Source organism: Massilia sp. 01N410, from assembly GCF_056399665.1.
The window spans coordinates 214,090-228,873 of the sequence record NZ_JBFTRV010000007.1 but is presented as its reverse complement, the minus strand read 5'-3'; the positions used below and the strand labels follow the sequence as shown (position 1 = coordinate 228,873).

At 66.0% G+C, this 14,784-nt stretch carries 15 protein-coding genes; 6 read left to right on the top strand and 9 right to left on the bottom strand.

Annotation, left to right across the window (positions count from 1 at the left end; all coding sequences use genetic code 11):
* Positions 1–173: 173 nt before the first annotated feature.
* From nadB to AC1DOP_RS12265, 4 genes are all read left to right on the top strand, one after another.
* Positions 174–1,802, top strand: a complete 1,629-nt coding sequence (gene nadB, locus AC1DOP_RS12280; protein ID WP_442121380.1) for an L-aspartate oxidase — start codon at positions 174–176, stop codon at positions 1,800–1,802.
* Between the two features lie 141 nt (positions 1,803–1,943).
* Positions 1,944–2,843, top strand: coding sequence for a DMT family transporter (locus AC1DOP_RS12275; RefSeq protein WP_477251521.1), 900 nt, complete (start codon positions 1,944–1,946; stop codon positions 2,841–2,843).
* 96 nt (positions 2,844–2,939) lie between these two features.
* The gene (locus AC1DOP_RS12270) at positions 2,940–3,842 is read left to right on the top strand and encodes an NAD-dependent protein deacetylase (protein WP_477251396.1); all 903 of its coding nucleotides are present in this window, start codon (positions 2,940–2,942) and stop codon (positions 3,840–3,842) included.
* Positions 3,839–4,855 carry an alpha/beta fold hydrolase gene (locus AC1DOP_RS12265; protein ID WP_477251394.1) on the top strand — a complete coding sequence of 339 codons (1,017 nt, stop codon included), beginning with the start codon at positions 3,839–3,841 and terminating at the stop codon, positions 4,853–4,855. Before AC1DOP_RS12270 ends, AC1DOP_RS12265 begins: the two co-directional genes overlap by 4 nt.
* A gap of 3 nt (positions 4,856–4,858) precedes the next feature.
* On the opposite strand, the gene AC1DOP_RS12260 is transcribed toward AC1DOP_RS12265, so the two are convergent.
* The 9 genes from AC1DOP_RS12260 to queE all read right to left on the bottom strand — a co-directional run bounded on the left by AC1DOP_RS12260 (position 4,859) and on the right by queE (position 12,935).
* Entirely contained in the window at positions 4,859–5,311 is a 453-nt protein-coding gene (locus AC1DOP_RS12260) for an NUDIX hydrolase (protein WP_477251392.1), read from the bottom strand.
* Between the two features lie 170 nt (positions 5,312–5,481).
* Positions 5,482–6,360 (bottom strand): carboxylating nicotinate-nucleotide diphosphorylase, encoded by an 879-nt coding sequence (gene nadC / locus AC1DOP_RS12255; protein WP_442121384.1) that lies wholly within the window; start codon positions 6,358–6,360, stop codon positions 5,482–5,484.
* Entirely contained in the window at positions 6,357–7,499 is a 1,143-nt protein-coding gene (nadA, locus tag AC1DOP_RS12250; RefSeq protein WP_442121385.1) for a quinolinate synthase NadA, read from the bottom strand. Before nadA ends, nadC begins: the two co-directional genes overlap by 4 nt.
* Before the next feature lie 103 nt (positions 7,500–7,602).
* The gene (locus tag AC1DOP_RS12245) at positions 7,603–9,204 is read right to left on the bottom strand and encodes an ABC-F family ATPase (protein ID WP_442121386.1); all 1,602 of its coding nucleotides are present in this window, start codon (positions 9,202–9,204) and stop codon (positions 7,603–7,605) included.
* 118 nt (positions 9,205–9,322) lie between these two features.
* Positions 9,323–10,240, bottom strand: coding sequence for a muramoyltetrapeptide carboxypeptidase (gene ldcA / locus AC1DOP_RS12240; RefSeq protein WP_477251389.1), 918 nt, complete (start codon positions 10,238–10,240; stop codon positions 9,323–9,325).
* Positions 10,237–11,160 (bottom strand): alpha/beta fold hydrolase, encoded by a 924-nt coding sequence (locus tag AC1DOP_RS12235; protein WP_477251387.1) that lies wholly within the window; start codon positions 11,158–11,160, stop codon positions 10,237–10,239. Before AC1DOP_RS12235 ends, ldcA begins: the two co-directional genes overlap by 4 nt.
* A gap of 173 nt (positions 11,161–11,333) precedes the next feature.
* Entirely contained in the window at positions 11,334–11,831 is a 498-nt protein-coding gene (gene tadA, locus AC1DOP_RS12230) for a tRNA adenosine(34) deaminase TadA (RefSeq protein ID WP_477251385.1), read from the bottom strand.
* On the bottom strand, positions 11,824–12,270 hold the full coding sequence (queD, locus tag AC1DOP_RS12225; RefSeq protein ID WP_442121390.1) for a 6-carboxytetrahydropterin synthase QueD: 447 nt from the start codon (positions 12,268–12,270) through the stop codon (positions 11,824–11,826). Before queD ends, tadA begins: the two co-directional genes overlap by 8 nt.
* A 29-nt stretch (positions 12,271–12,299) precedes the next feature.
* Positions 12,300–12,935 (bottom strand): 7-carboxy-7-deazaguanine synthase, encoded by a 636-nt coding sequence (gene queE / locus AC1DOP_RS12220; RefSeq protein WP_442121391.1) that lies wholly within the window; start codon positions 12,933–12,935, stop codon positions 12,300–12,302.
* A gap of 159 nt (positions 12,936–13,094) precedes the next feature.
* Here queE and AC1DOP_RS12215 point away from each other — a divergent pair, with 159 nt between their 5' ends.
* Positions 13,095–13,577: a hypothetical protein gene (locus AC1DOP_RS12215; RefSeq protein ID WP_442121392.1), complete on the top strand. Its 483-nt coding sequence runs from the start codon at positions 13,095–13,097 to the stop codon at positions 13,575–13,577.
* Between the two features lie 171 nt (positions 13,578–13,748).
* Positions 13,749–14,732, top strand: a complete 984-nt coding sequence (locus AC1DOP_RS12210) for a sensor domain-containing diguanylate cyclase (protein ID WP_477251382.1) — start codon at positions 13,749–13,751, stop codon at positions 14,730–14,732.
* Positions 14,733–14,784: the final 52 nt, after the last annotated feature.

Here is a 14,784-nt window from a genome sequence, read left to right as displayed (position 1 = left end):
GTGCCTGCTGAAGCGCATGCAGGACACTGTCGTTCATCGCCAAGCGCGGATGATTACGCCGATCGCCGCCAATGCCGTTCCAACAAGGCGGCCGCAAATCGTCTATAGTGATGCCTCTCTACAAAACTAAAAGGGCTTGAGACCCTCGGCAGGTTGATCAAGCCTCCACCATTATGAAATTCGATGTTGTAATCGTCGGCAGCGGCCTGGCCGGCCTGTCGGTTGCCCTCCACCTGGCGCAGACCCGCAAGGTGGCCATCATCTCCAAACGCGAACTCCTCGACGGCGCCAGCAACTGGGCGCAGGGCGGCATCGCCGCCGTCCTCGATTCCGGCGACAGCCACGACCAGCACATTGCCGACACCCTGGTGGCCGGCGCCGGCCTGTGCGACGAAGCCGCCACCCGCTTCATCGTCGAGCACGGCCGTGAAGCCATCGAATGGCTGATCGAGCAAGGCGTGCCCTTCACCCGCGACGAAAGCGCGGAACTCGGCTTCCACCTGACGCGCGAAGGCGGCCACAGCCAGCGCCGCATCATCCACGCCGCCGACGCCACCGGCCACGCGGTCCAGGTCACGCTGGAACAGAAGGTGCGCGCGCATCCGAACATCGCGCTGTTCGAGCATCACAGCGCGATCGACGTGATCACCTCCGACAAGCTGAGCGCCGGCGGTGTGCACGGCGGCGCCCCGAGCCTGGTCGGCCAGCCGCGCTGCTACGGCCTCTACGTGCAGGACGAGCAGAGCGGCAAGGTGCTGACTTTCGAGGCGGAACACACCGTGCTGGCCACCGGCGGTGCCGGCAAGGTCTACCTGTACACGACCAATCCCGACACCGCCACCGGCGACGGCATCGCCATGGCCTGGCGCGCCGGCTGCCGGGTGTCGAACATGGAATTCATCCAGTTCCACCCGACCTGCCTGTACCACCCCTACGCGAAGTCCTTCCTGATCAGCGAGGCGGTACGCGGCGAAGGCGGCCTGCTCAAGCTGCCGCCCGAAGCCGGCGCCGCGGCCGGGACCCGCTTCATGCCGGCCCACGACGAGCGCGGCGAACTGGCCCCGCGCGACGTGGTGGCGCGCGCCATCGACTTCGAAATGAAGAAGCGCGGCCTGGATTACGTCCACCTGGACATCTCCCACCAGAGCCCGGAATTCATCAAGGAGCACTTCCCGACCATTCATGCCCGCTGCTTAGAATTAGGCATCGACATCACCCAGCAGCCGATTCCGGTGGTGCCGGCCGTGCACTTCACCTGCGGCGGCGTGGTGACCGACCTGGCCGGCCGCACCGACATCCCGGGCCTGTACGCGGTCGGCGAGACCGCGTGCACCGGCCTGCACGGCGCGAATCGCCTCGCCAGCAACTCGCTGCTGGAATGCCTGGTGGTCGGCCGCGCCTGCGCCCACCAGATCGCCGCCGCGCCGCCGGCCGAGCTGCCGGACCTGCCGGCCTGGGACGAAAGCCGGGTCACCAATGCCGACGAAGAGGTCGTCATTGCCCACAACTGGGACGAACTGCGGCGCTTCATGTGGAATTACGTCGGCATCGTGCGCACCACCAAGCGCCTGGAACGCGCGCACCACCGCATCCGCCTGCTGAAGGAAGAGATCGACGAGTATTACCGCAACTTCCGCGTCACCAATGACTTGCTGGAGCTGCGTAACCTGGTCGAAGTGGCGGACCTGATCGTGCGCAGCGCATTGTCGCGCCGGGAGAGCCGCGGGCTGCATTATTCGCGGGATTATCCGGATACCTTGCCGAAGGCGCTGCCGAGTGTGTTGACGCCGCGGCGCCGTTAACGTCATTCCCGCGGAAGCGGGAATCCATGCCGGGTCACGGACCGTGGTGTCATCGCCTGGCTGCCAACTGAACGGTTTCATGAGCCCGGTATGGATCCCCGCTTTCGTGGGGATGACGGTTTTTCGTTCGCGGCCTTGATGATGAACCAAAAACTCACCCCCTCCACCATCCTGCTCCTGGCGGTCCCGCCCCTGCTCTGGGCCGGCAACGCCATCGTCGGCCGCCTGGTGCGCGAGGCCGTGCCGCCGATGACCCTGAACCTGCTGCGCTGGACGATCGCGCTCCTCATCCTGCTTCCGCTGGGCCGCGCCGCGCTGAAACCCGGCAGCGGCGTGCTGGCCAACTGGCGCCGCTATGCGCTGCTGGGCCTGGCCGGGGTCGGCCTGTACAACTCGCTGCAATACCTGGCCCTGCAGAGTTCCACGCCGATCAACGTGACCCTGGTCGCGTCCGGCATACCGGTGTGGATGATGCTGGTCGGGCGGCTGTTCTTCAAGGTGCCGGTGCGGCCCCGGCAGGTGGCGGGCGCCGTGCTGTCCATCCTCGGCGTGCTGGTGGTGCTGTGCCGCGGCGATATTCACCAGTTGCTGAGCCTTAGGCTCGTAGCCGGCGACCTCTACATGATCCTGGCGACCATCGCCTGGTCATTCTATAGCTGGATGCTGCTGCAGCCGAAGGACACGCCGGCGCTGCGCGCGGACTGGGCGGCCTTCCTGGCGACCCAGGTGGCTTATGGCCTGCTGTGGTCGGCACTGTTCACCGGCGTCGAATGGGCCGTGGATGCGCATGCGATCGCCTGGAGCGGCACACTGGCCGCAAGCCTGCTGTTCGTCGCCGTCGGTCCGGCCGTGCTGGCCTACGCGCTGTGGGGCGCCGGCATCCGCCGCGCCGGGCCCGGCATTGGCGCCTTCTTCGTCAACCTGACTCCGCTGTTCGCGGCCCTGCTGTCCTCGGCCTTCCTGGGCGAATTGCCGCACGCCTACCATGGGCTGGCCTTCGCCCTGATCGTCGGCGGCATCGTCGTTTCCAGCCGGCGCTGAGCAATGCTGCAGCGCGGCGCAAGAGCCGGTATCGTGTGTCCGTCCCGTCAGTAAGGGTGTTACGATCCCGAGGGAAGACAACGAGGAACCACCACAATGGCTGAAGGTTTTACCGTCCACGACCACGCGGCCCGGCTCGCCGAATTCCTGGACCGCCACCCGCGCGCCCTGGTGCTGACCGGCGCCGGCCTGTCCACCGCGTCGGGCATTCCCGACTACCGCGACCGCGACGGCACCCGCCGCGGCCGCCCGCCCATCCATGGGCCGGATTTTCGCAAATATGACCACGTCCAGAAACGCTACTGGGCGCGCAGCATGATCGGCTGGCCGGTGCTGTCCAGGGCGCGGCCGAATCCCGGCCATGTTGCGATCGCAGCATTGGAGAAGCTGGGCAAGATCGGCTCGGTGCTGACCCAGAACGTCGACGGCCTGCACGGCCAGGCCGGCAGCCACAGCGTGCTCGAACTGCACGGCAATATCCACGCGGTGGTCTGCCTGGACTGCTCGGCCTTGTTTCCGCGCGCCTTCGTCCAGGGGCAACTGGCCGACCTGAACCCGCACATGCTGCATGCGGACGCGACCCCGCTGCCGGACGGCGACGCTTCGGTCGAGCCGGCCGAGCTGGCGGATTTCCGCCTGCCGCAGTGCGTGTGCTGCGCCGGGACCCTGATGCCGAACGTCGTGTTCTTCGGCGATAACGTCCCGCCCGCGCGCACCGCCATCGCCCTCGACCAGATGGCGCGCGCCGACGCCCTGCTGGTGGTCGGTTCCTCGCTGATGGTGTATTCGGGCTTCCGCTTCGCCCGCATGGCGCGCGCCAGCGATAAGCCGATCGCCGCGATCAATCTCGGCCGCACGCGCGCCGACGACCTGCTCGACATAAAAATCGAAGAATCCAGCGAGCGGGTATTGCCCCTCGTGGTCGAGCTGCTCGCAAGGACTGGGGCTGGATCTGAAAGAGTCACGCCATCCATTCAACTCGACGGGGGAACATTGTGACGAATAACATCAAAGGCTGGCAGATCGGCGCCGCCGCGGCCGGGCTGGGACTGGCCGCATCCTTCTTTTACGTGCGCGCGAAAACGAAACAGGCCGAGGCCGAGAATCCGCCGCAGGGACGCTTCGTGAAGGTCGATGGCGTTCGCCTGCACTACATCGAGCGCGGCGAAGGCCCGGTGCTGGTCCTGCTGCACGGTAACGGCGTGATGGCCAACGATTTCGAGCACAGCGGCTTGCTGGACCGCGCCGCCGAGCACTACCGCGTGATCGCCTTCGACCGCCCGGGTTTCGGTTACAGCGAACGTCCGCGCAGCAAGGTGTGGACGCCGCAGGCCCAGGCCCGGCTGCTGCACCATGCCTTGCAGGAGCTGGACGTCGAGTCCGCCATCGTCCTCGGCCACTCCTGGGGCACGATGGTGGCGCTGTCGATGGCGCTGGAGGCGCCGGATTTCGTGCGCGGCCTGGTGCTGCTGTCGGGCTATTACTACCCGAGCCTGCGCCTCGATGCGCCGCTGATGTCGGGCCCGGCCATCCCCGTGGTCGGCGACCTGATGCGGTTTACGATTTCGCCCCTGATGACCCGCATGCTGTGGCGCCCGCTGATCAAGAAAACCTTCGCGCCGATGCCGGTGGCGGATTCGTTCCGCCGGTTGCCGCCCTGGATGGCCCTGCGCCCGAGCCAGCTGCGCGCCAGCGCCGCCGAAAGCGCGCTGATGGTGCCGGCGGCGATGTCGCTGGCCAAGCGCTATCCGGAGCTGAAGGTGCCGGCCCTGATCCTCGCCGGCACCCAGGACCAGATCGTCGACTTCGGCCACAATTCCGAGCGCCTGAGCGAGCGGGTTCCGGACAGCGAGCTGCAGTTGCAGCCAGGCGTCGGCCACATGACGCATTACGCGCATCCGGACCAGGTCATGGCGGCAGTCGATTCGATCGCGGCGCGGGTGGGCGAGCCGGTGCTCATGCGCACGCCGCAGGCGGAGGCGATGGCGCGGGCCAGCGAGAGCGGGGTCTGAGCCTCAGCCCCGGCGGACGCTCAGCCAGTCGCGGAGGGCGCGGATGATCGCGGCATCGTTCGGATGCGCGGCAATCCCGGCCAGGCGTGCGGCGGGCACCAGGTGCACCGCCTGGCTCTCCCAACCCATGGCCGAGGGACAGCCGCCGATGCGTTTCGCGAGGTAGTAGCGGGTATAGGTTTGCGTGCGCCGGACGTCCAGCAGGAAGGCTTCCAGGCGCACGGCGAGGCCGGATTCCTCGAACACTTCGCGCACTGCCGTTTGCTGCAAGGTAGCGCCCGGGTCCACCCGCCCTTTCGGAAAGGTTGCGCTGTAGCCGCCGAAGCCGTTGGTTGGCGACACAAGCCAGACGCGGCCGTCATCCTCGACGACCACCGCGCCGGCCGCGGCCTTCATGCCGGGCGGCAGGATGAATTCAGGCTCCTCGACCGTGTCGCCAGCGCCAACTGGAAGCACGCACGGTGCCAGCACGACCCCATTCAGTTCGGCCGGCATCGCGCAAGCGGGTACGGCTAGCGCCTGTGCGCCGGAGTCCGCCCAATGCGTCAGGACGGTGGGCGAACTGGGCCGGTGGATGACGACCAGTTCGCCGTCATCGTTGCGGCAGGGATGATGAATCACACTGCTCAGCCGACGATCCTGAGCGAATAGTCGGTCGCCCGCACATCCTTGGTCAGGCTGCCGACCGAAATGCGGTCGACGCCGGTTTCGGCAATCGCCCGCACGGTCTGCATATTGATGCCGCCGGAGGCTTCCAGCAGCGCACGGCCGTCGTTGATTCGCACGGCCTCGGCCATCATGTCCAGATCAAAGTTATCCAGCAGGATCGAGACGGCGCCGGCCGCCAGCGCTTCCTGCAGTTCGGCGATCGACTCGACCTCGACCTGGATCGTCACGCCGGCATTCAATGCCGCCGCGGCGTTCAGGGCCGCGGTGATGCCGCCGGCCGCCGCGATGTGGTTTTCCTTGATCAGGATGCCGTCGTAGAGTGCCATGCGCTGGTTGGCGCCGCCGCCCACGCGCACCGCGTACTTCTGCGCCTGGCGCAGGCCAGGCAGGGTCTTGCGGGTGTCGAGGATCTTGGCGCGGGTGCCGGCCACGACTTCGACGTACTTGCGGGTGGCGCTTGCCACGCCGGACAGAAGCTGCAGGAAGTTCAAGGCGGCGCGCTCGGCCGTCAGCAGCGAACGCGGCGAACCTTCGATCGTGCAGACCACGCTGTCCGCGGCCATCAGGTCGCCTTCGGCGTACTGCCAGTCGATCTCGATGTCCTGGTCGACCGCCAGCATGATGCCCTCGAACCAGGGGGCGCCGCACAGCACGGCTTCTTCGCGGACGATCACGCGCGCTTTCGCACGCGGCTCGTCCGGCACCAGCTTGCCGGTCAGGTCGCCGGTACCGACGTCTTCCAGCAGCGCGGCAAGGAGGTTCTGTTCGAACGCGGCTTGCAGCTTTTCGTTGAAGGCACCGCCTTCTTCCGCGAATGGGTTACGTAAGGTCGTCATGCGGGTCCGATTCCAGAGAACAGTTTGCTTTCCTGCTCCAGCGAACCGGTCGGCAGGGCCTTGGCTTTCTTGGCGGCGGCGAAATCGAGCATGCGGTCGATGGCGCGCTTGGCCTGGCGGCCGGTTTCCGGATCGACGTGGATCTCGTTGCGTCCGTCCGTCGCTTCCAGTACGGCGGCCAGGTTGACCAGGCCGTTCATCGCCATCCACGGACAGTGGGCGCAGCTCTTGCAGGTGGCGCTGTTGCCGGCCGTCGGCGCATCGATGAAGTGCTTGCCCGGGGCGGCGGCACGCATCTTGTGCAGGATGCCGTTGTCGGTGGCGACGATGAAGGTGGTCGCATCCATGGTGCGGGCGGCGTCGATCAGCTGGGTGGTCGAGCCGACCGCGTCTGCCTGTTCGACCACATTGGCCGGCGATTCCGGGTGCACCAGCACCTTCGCGTCCGGATACTGGGCGCGCAGCAGGTCGAGTTCGATGCCCTTGAACTCGTCGTGCACGAGGCAGGAACCCTGCCACAGCAGCATGTCGGCGCCGGTCTTCTTCTGGATGTAGGCACCCAGGTGGCGGTCGGGCGCCCACAGAATCTTCTTGCCCTGCTTGTGCAGGTAATCGACGATGTCCAGGCCGATCGACGAAGTCACCATCCAGTCGGCGCGCGCCTTCACGGCGGCGGAGGTGTTCGCGTAGACGACCACGGTGCGGTCCGGGTGCTGGTCGCAGAAGGCGGCGAACTCGTCGGCCGGGCAACCCAGGTCCAGCGAGCAGGTCGCGTCCAGGTCCGGCATCAGGATGGTCTTTTCGGGGCTGAGGATCTTCGCGGTCTCGCCCATGAAGCGCACGCCGGCGACGACCAGGGTCTTTGCCGGATGGTCGCGGCCGAAGCGCGCCATTTCCAGCGAGTCCGAGACGCAGCCGCCGGTTTCCTCGGCCAGGTCCTGCAGGTCGGCGTCCACGTAGTAGTGGGCGACCAGCACGGCTTCTTTTTCCTTCAGCAGGCGCCGGATGCGGTCCTTGAGGGCTTCCTTCTCGGCCGCCTCGACGGGCATTGGTGCGCGCGCCCAGGCTTCCGAGGTCGAGCACACGCCGCCTACGGGGCGGTCGTACTCGAAGGTTTTGATTGGAGCAATGGTATTCATATCAATGTCACCATGGTTTCGTGGGCACGGTGTGCCCACCCTACGAAGCAATGTAGGGTAGGCGCACCGTGCCCACGCTATTTCTTGTTCGCGTCACGAAAACTTATTCGAGGCCCTGGCTCTTCAGGTAATCCTCGTAATTGCCCTGGAAGTCGACCACGCGGTCTTCCTTCACCTCGAGGATGCGGGTCGCCAGCGAGGACACGAATTCACGGTCGTGCGAGACGAAGATCAGGGTGCCGGCATACTTGTCCAGCGCAATGTTCAGCGACTCGATCGATTCCATGTCCATGTGGTTGGTCGGTTCGTCGAGCATCAGCACGTTGTGACGGCCCAGCATCAGCTTACCGTACATCATGCGGCCCTTCTCGCCGCCGGACAGCACGCGCACCGACTTCTTGACCTCGTCTCCGCCGAACAGCAGGCGGCCCAGGATCGAGCGCACGGCCTGGTCGTCGTCGCCTTCCTTGGTCCACTGGCCCATCCAGTCGGTCAGGTTGAGGTCGGTGGCGAATTCCTCGGTCGGATCCTGCGGCATATAGCCCGGGTTCGCGTTCTCGGCCCATTTGATGCGGCCGGTGTCGGCGTCCATGCCGGTGACTTCGTGGCCACCGATGGAGCGCAGTAGGGTCGTCTTGCCGGCGCCGTTGGCGCCGATGATGGCGATGCGCTCGCCGGCCTCGACCATGATCGAGAAGTTCTTGAACAGCGTGCGGTCGTAGGACTTGGTCAAGCCCTCGGCCTCGACGGCAAGACGGTGCAGCTTCTTCTCGCCTTCGAAACGCACGAAGGGATAGGCGCGCGAGGACGGCTTGAATTCCTCGATCTTGATCTTGTCGATCATCTTGAGGCGGGAAGTCGCCTGGCGGGCCTTCGACTTGTTGGCCGAGAAGCGGCGCACGAAGTCCTGCAGCTCGGCCACTTTTTCCTTGGCCTTGGCATTGTTCGCCAGCTGCTGGTTGCGGGCCTGGGTCGAGGCTTCCATGTAATCGTCGTAGTTACCCGGATAGACCTTCAGGGTGCCGTAGTCCATGTCGGCGACGTGGGTACAGACCGAGTTCAGGAAGTGACGATCGTGCGAGATGATGATCATCGTCGAGTTACGCTGGTTCAGCATGTCCGCCAGCCAGCTGATCGTGTGGATGTCCAGGTTGTTGGTCGGCTCGTCCAGCAGCAGGATGTCCGGATCCGAGAACAGGGCCTGGGCCAGCAGTACGCGCAGCTTCCAGCCCGGCGCCACGGCGCTCATCGGGCCCTGGTGCAGGTCGGTGCCGATACCCAGGCCCAGCAGCAGCTCGCCGGCACGCGCTTCGGCCGAGTAGCCGTCGTATTCGGCGACCTTGCCTTCGAGCTCGGCGGCCTTCATGTAGTCGTCGTCGCTTGCTTCCGGGTTCGCGTAGATGGCGTCGCGCTCGGCGATCGCGTTCCACAGTTCGGTGTGGCCCATCATGACGACGTCCAGCACGCGCACGTCTTCGTAGGCAAACTGGTCCTGTCGCAGCTTACCGAGGCGCTCGCCCGGGTCGAGCGAGACATTGCCGCCCGACGGCTCGAGGTCGCCGCCAAGGATCTTCATGAAGGTCGACTTGCCGCAACCGTTGGCGCCGATCAGGCCGTAGCGGTTGCCGTCGCCGAATTTGACGGAGATGTTCTCGAACAGCGGCTTGGCGCCGAACTGCATCGTGATGTTGGCTGTAGATAGCACTTGGTAACCTTCCTGCGGAGTTAACGCGACATGCGCGGTTCTATTCAATAACCGTGCATTTTACCATTGCGTAGCTACAGAGTGAGCAGCCCGCCACTATGAAGGCGGGGAAATCCTCTCAACCGACGCGAACGGTCGGATAATCGGACATCGTCAGGCGCCAGCCGGACTTGTCCGACACCAGATGCCCCTGCGCCCCGAATGGAATCGTCACGCGGCGCTGGATATGCCCGAACTCCAATCCGGTCAGCACCGGACACGGCAGGGTCGCACGCAGATAGGCCAGCATCTCGTCGAAGTTGTAGCCGTTATCGGCCGGCGCCAGCCGGTAGCCCGAGAAATCGCCCAGCACGATCGCGCGCTGGCGCGCCAGCACGCCGGTCTGCATCAGCTGGAGCAGCATGCGTTCGACGCGGTAGGGGTGTTCGGCGATGTCTTCCAGGAACAGGATGCCGCCATCGATACGCGGGAAGTAGTCGGTGCCGGCCAGCGACATGATCATCGCCAGGTTGCCGCCCCACACCGTGCCGTTCACGTCCAGCGCCGGATTTTCCCTGCCCTCCCCTGTCACGCTGTGGGTCGGGCCCGCCAGGCAGCGCCAGAAATCGCCGAGGGTGAACTCGTCCGGCTCCGCCGCACTGAAATCGCCGGCGAACATCGGGCCGGCGTAGCTGATCGCGCCGCGCCGGGCGTAGAGCGCCATGTGGAAGGCGGTGATGTCCGAGAAGCCGACGAAAATCTTGCCGCTGTCGGCCATGCGGTCGAAGTCGATGTGTGGCAGCAGGCGGGTCATGCCGTACTGGCCGCGCAGCGCGATCACGAGCTGCACGTCCGGATCCGCGGCGGCCGCGTTCAGCTGCGCCAGGCGCGACTCGTCGGTGCCGCCGAAGCGCAGGTGGCGCTTGTCGTGCTCGTAGTAGTTATGGACCAGGATGCCCTGGGATTCGAGGCGGGCGATGCCGCGTGCTACTGCTTCGGCATCGGGCGCGTAGCCGCCCGGCGCGACCAGCGCGATGCCAATTTTCGGAGTGATCACTGTTTGACGAAAAGCCGCGGTGTTGAGTCGGGCGTCATCTTACCGTGGGCATGGGCGTCGATCAAGGCAAGCAGCCTCTCCAGTAATTGGGTCGGCAGGTCGTGACCCATGCCTTCGATCACTTCCAGGCGGGCGTTCGGAATCGCCTCGGCGGTGTCCGCACCGCAGGCCAGCGGCACCATCGGGTCGGCGGCGCCATGGATCACCAGGGTCGGGGCGACGATGGTGTGCAGTTGCGCCCTGCGGTCGCCGCTGGCGGTCACGGCCAGGATCTGGCGCAGCACGCCGCCTGGGCAGCAATTGCGCCTCAGTGCGCGCGCCACCCGGCGGCGCAACTCCTTTTCAGGGGTCGGATAAGTCGGGCTGCCGATCGCCTGCAGCAACTGAACGCCATGCTCGACCATGGCATCGGCATCGTTCGGCTTGGGTCGGCGCATCAGGGCGCGCTTCACGGCGGGCGCCGGTCCGGGCAGGCCGCGCCGTCCGCTGCTGGACATGATCGACGTCAGGCTCAGCACGCGCGAAGGATATTTGGCGGCCATCAACTGCGCGATCATGCCGCCCATCGACATCCCGACCACGTGGGCGCGCGCCACGCCCAGGGCCGACAGTACGCCGACCGCATCGTCGGCCATGTCTTCCAGAGTATAGGGAGGGCGGATCGGCCAGCGCAGCAGCGACTTCAGCCAGGCCAGGACCAGGTTAGGGGTGCCGGCATGCTCGAACTTGGTGGAGAGGCCGGTATCGCGATTATCGTAACGGATCACGTAAAAGCCGAGCTCGACCAGGCCTTCGACGAACTCGTCCGGCCAGGCCGTCAGCTGCAGGCCGAGGCCGGAGATCAGCAGCAAGGGCACGGCTTTCGGATCGCCCGCGGTGTCGAAGGCGATGCGGATGCCGTTGGCGTTCAGGCTAGGCATGGCGGCAACACTCGCGCCGGTATCGCCCGCGCAAGGAACGGAAGCGGAGGGGGTGCTGGGCGACGGTCGAATGGTCCACGTGAGTCTCCGCGCCACTATGCGGGTGGCGTAGATCCAGCATACCATTTTCGGCAGATAGTGGGCGCTACGCGATGTGGCGGAACGAGGCGGAACTAGCCCTTGCGCGCCGCGCGGCGCTCGGCAAAGAAGCCCTTCAGCATGGCGCCGGCCTCCTCGGCCAGCACGCCGCCGACGACTTCGGTGTGGTGATTCAGTTCCTCGTGCGCGAACAGGTCGAGCACGGAGCCGCACACCCCGGTCTTGGGATCGGTGGCGGCGTAGACCACGCGCGCGAGGCGTGCGTGCATCATCGCGCCCGAACACATGGCGCAGGGCTCGAGCGTCACGTAGAGCTCGCAGCCCGGCAGGCGGTAATTGCCGAGCTTTTCGGCCGCCGCGCGCAGCGCGACGATTTCCGCATGCGCGGTCGGGTCGTGGCGCCCGATCGGCTGGTTGAAGCCGGCGGCGATGACTTCACCATCCTTGACCACCACCGCGCCGACCGGCACTTCGCCGGCCTCCCAGGCCTTGCGCGCTTCCCGCAGCGCCAGCGCCATGTAGGCGCCGTCGCGGGCGCCTGCGGTCGGCTCCGGCGGCAAGGAATCAGGCATCGGTGATCTCGGCCCAGCAGTTCGGGGTTTCGTGCAGCACCAGCTTCTGCAGGCGTAGGCCGGTACCGTAGCGGTCGGTGTAGGCGGCTTTCAGGATGTTCCAGGCGACCTGCGCCAGGTTCTCGACGGTCGGGATGCGGTCGATGACGATGGTCTTGTGGCCCGGCAGGCTGGCCAGGAAATCGCGCACCTTCTCGTCCTTTTCGTAGACCAGGAAGGCGTGGTCCCAGACGTCGACCAGGTGTTCCTTGGCAAGCGCCTTGATGTCCGAGAAGTCCATGATCATGCCGTTGTCGGAATTGCCTTCCGAATCGATGACGGCGCCGGTGAGCGTGATCTCGAGGGTGTAGCGGTGGCCGTGCAGGTTGCGGCACTGGCTCTTGTGGTCGGGAATGCGATGGCCGGCATCGAATTCGAGCTTGCGGGTAATGGTCAGCATAAATGTGGGCAGTACTGGCGCGGGAGCGCTCAGGGGATTTGCAGGAGTTTGTGGGTCTGGATGCTCAGCTTCCACTTCGGATTGCGGCGGCAGGTCTCGATCGCCAGGCGGGTGTTCTGGGCGGCCAGCAGGCCGTCCATCGGCTGGACGTAGAAATTCTCGAAGTCGAGGTGTTCGTAGGCAGCCAGATCCTGGCCGGCCTGCGGGATCACCACCTTGATTTCATTGCCCTTTTCGACCACCAGCTTCGAGCCCATCTTCGGGCTGACGCAGATCCAGTCGACGCCCTCCGGCACCGGCAGGGTACCGTTGGTCTCGATCGCGATGGTGAAGCCGCGCGCGTGCATGGCGTCGATCAGGGCCTTGTCGAGCTGCAGCAGGGGCTCGCCGCCGGTGAAGACCACGTACTTGCTGGCCGGGTAGCTGGCCGGCCACAGGCCGTCGATTTCGTCGGCCAGCAGCGCCGCGTCCTTGAACTTGCCGCCGCGCTCGCCATCGGTGCCGACGAAATCGGTATCGCAGAACTGGCAGACGGCGCTGGCGCGGTCGCTTTCGCGCCCGGTCCACAGGTTGCAGCCGGAAAAGCGGCAGAACACCGCCGGACGGCCGGCGTGCGCGCCTTCGCCCTGCAGGGTATAGAAAATTTCTTTGATGCTGTAAGTCACGGTAAAAGTCCGGTTAAGCCCCTCGTCAACCTTCCATTATACCGCGCGCGGGTACAGCTGCAGTAGACCCCGAATTTATTGACTATCGGCAAAATATATCCGTTCGGAAAGTCGTACCTTTTCATGGCGGAAAGTTCCTACGACCTTAGGAGGCCGACCATGAAGACAATGCAACACGCCCGCTACGCCGTCTACGCCCTGAGCGCCATCCTGCTGCTGGCGGGACTGTGGCGTGCCGGCGCCGGTGCCGACGCCATGCTGCCTGAACGTCTGCGTGCGGGCGCCGTCCTCCTGCTGGGCATGGCCGTGTTGTACGCGGCCCTGTTCCGGCGGGTCCGCAGCGAAGACCGGATCGCCGGCCTCGAGGCCGCGCTATGCCGCGAAGAATCGGCCCGTACCCGGTCCGACCAGGCTTTCGCGGAAGCCGACCTGCTGCTGGCCCGCATGGCGGCACGCGCGAGCGGCGACTGCGCCGGCGATCCGCAGGGCCAGTTGGTCGTCATCCAGGCCGAGCTGACCCAGATCCAGCAGCGCTGCGCCGCCGACCAGGCGATCCGCAGCCGCCTGGAACTCCTGCGCACCCGCCTCGACCGCCTCGGCACCAGCCTGCGCAGCAATTCCCGGGCCGCCGAGCCCGGGTGACAGCAGCGGCAGACTCATGCCGCGCATTTCTAGGAAAATTCCTGCTTAGAAATCTTCTTGCCTTTAATCAATAGGGCGCGAAGTGCCGTCCCGCACAATCGGATCTTGTCAGCAATCAATTTATTGCTCAACAGACAGATCAGAGGACGGCTTATGACAGGCACGACGACAATGCCACGGCTCATGGACGGCGCCAGCGCGAACGGTGAACGCGCCTTCGCGCACCAGCTCATGGAAATGCTGGCGATTCCCGTATTCGTGCTCGACACCAGTTGCCGCGTGATGATCTGGAACCGTGCCTGCGAGCACCTGACCGGCGTGCCCGCCAGTGAAGTCGTCGGCACCCGCGAGCACTGGCGCAGCTTTTTCGACGAGCAGTGCCCCACCTTGGCCGACATGGTGGTGCAGGACCGCGCCGGCGAGATTCCCAGCATCCATCCGCGCCAGGACTACGGCATCCCTTCCGGCCAGCCCAGCCATCTGTCGGCCGAAAGCTGGTTCGACATGCCGCGCGTCGGCCGGCGCCGCTACCTGGCCGCCGATGCCAGCCCCATCTACGACGAGCGCGGCCGCCTCGCCGCCGTGGTCGAAACCCTGCGCGACCTGACCGACGAAAAGATGGCCCAGATCGCGCTCGAGCAGCTGGCCACCCGCGACGGCCTGACCGGCCTGGCCAACCGCCGCTGCTTCGACGACACCCTGCAGGCCGAATGGTCGCGCGCGCTGCGCCAGCGCCAGCCGCTGTCGCTGCTGATGGTCGACGTCGACAACTTCAAGGCCTTCAACGACGCCAACGGCCACCTTGGCGGCGACGAATGCCTGAAGCGCATCGCCACCGCCGTCGCCAGCGAGATGCGCGCAAACGACCTGGTGGCCCGCTACGGCGGCGAGGAGTTCGCCGTGATCCTGCCGAACCAGTCGCTGAAGGGCGCCGCCAGCGTCGCCGAGCGCATCCGCACCCGGGTCGAGCAGCTGCAGGTGCCGAACCGCCTGGCGGCCGGCCAGCGCGTGACGGTCTCGATCGGCGCCGCCACCGCGCTGGCGTCGCCGGATACCTCCGCGTCCGACCTGGTGGCCACCGCCGACGCCGCGCTCTACCGCGCCAAGCACATGGGCCGCAACCGGATCAGCCTGCCGCAGTCGGAACCTGCCTGAGCCGCATGCATACTTGATTGTCCTATATCTTTCTTTGGGAATACTCTATGCT

Excerpts from the sequence above, each read along its gene's own strand:
- nadB (WP_442121380.1), top strand. The coding sequence starts at position 174 with ATGAAATTCGATGTTGTAATCGTCGGCAGCGGCCTGGCCGGCCTGTCG.
- tadA (WP_477251385.1), bottom strand. The coding sequence starts at position 11,831 with ATGCCTGATTCCTTGCCGCCGGAGCCGACCGCAGGCGCCCGCGACGGC.
- AC1DOP_RS12235 (WP_477251387.1), bottom strand. The coding sequence starts at position 11,160 with ATGCCTAGCCTGAACGCCAACGGCATCCGCATCGCCTTCGACACCGCG.
- AC1DOP_RS12215 (WP_442121392.1), top strand. The coding sequence starts at position 13,095 with ATGAAGACAATGCAACACGCCCGCTACGCCGTCTACGCCCTGAGCGCC.
- AC1DOP_RS12270 (WP_477251396.1), top strand. The coding sequence starts at position 2,940 with ATGGCTGAAGGTTTTACCGTCCACGACCACGCGGCCCGGCTCGCCGAA.
- queD (WP_442121390.1), bottom strand. The coding sequence starts at position 12,270 with ATGCTGACCATTACCCGCAAGCTCGAATTCGATGCCGGCCATCGCATT.
- nadA (WP_442121385.1), bottom strand. The coding sequence starts at position 7,499 with ATGAATACCATTGCTCCAATCAAAACCTTCGAGTACGACCGCCCCGTA.
- AC1DOP_RS12275 (WP_477251521.1), top strand. The coding sequence starts at position 1,944 with ATGAACCAAAAACTCACCCCCTCCACCATCCTGCTCCTGGCGGTCCCG.
- nadC (WP_442121384.1), bottom strand. The coding sequence starts at position 6,360 with ATGACGACCTTACGTAACCCATTCGCGGAAGAAGGCGGTGCCTTCAAC.
- AC1DOP_RS12210 (WP_477251382.1), top strand. The coding sequence starts at position 13,749 with ATGCCACGGCTCATGGACGGCGCCAGCGCGAACGGTGAACGCGCCTTC.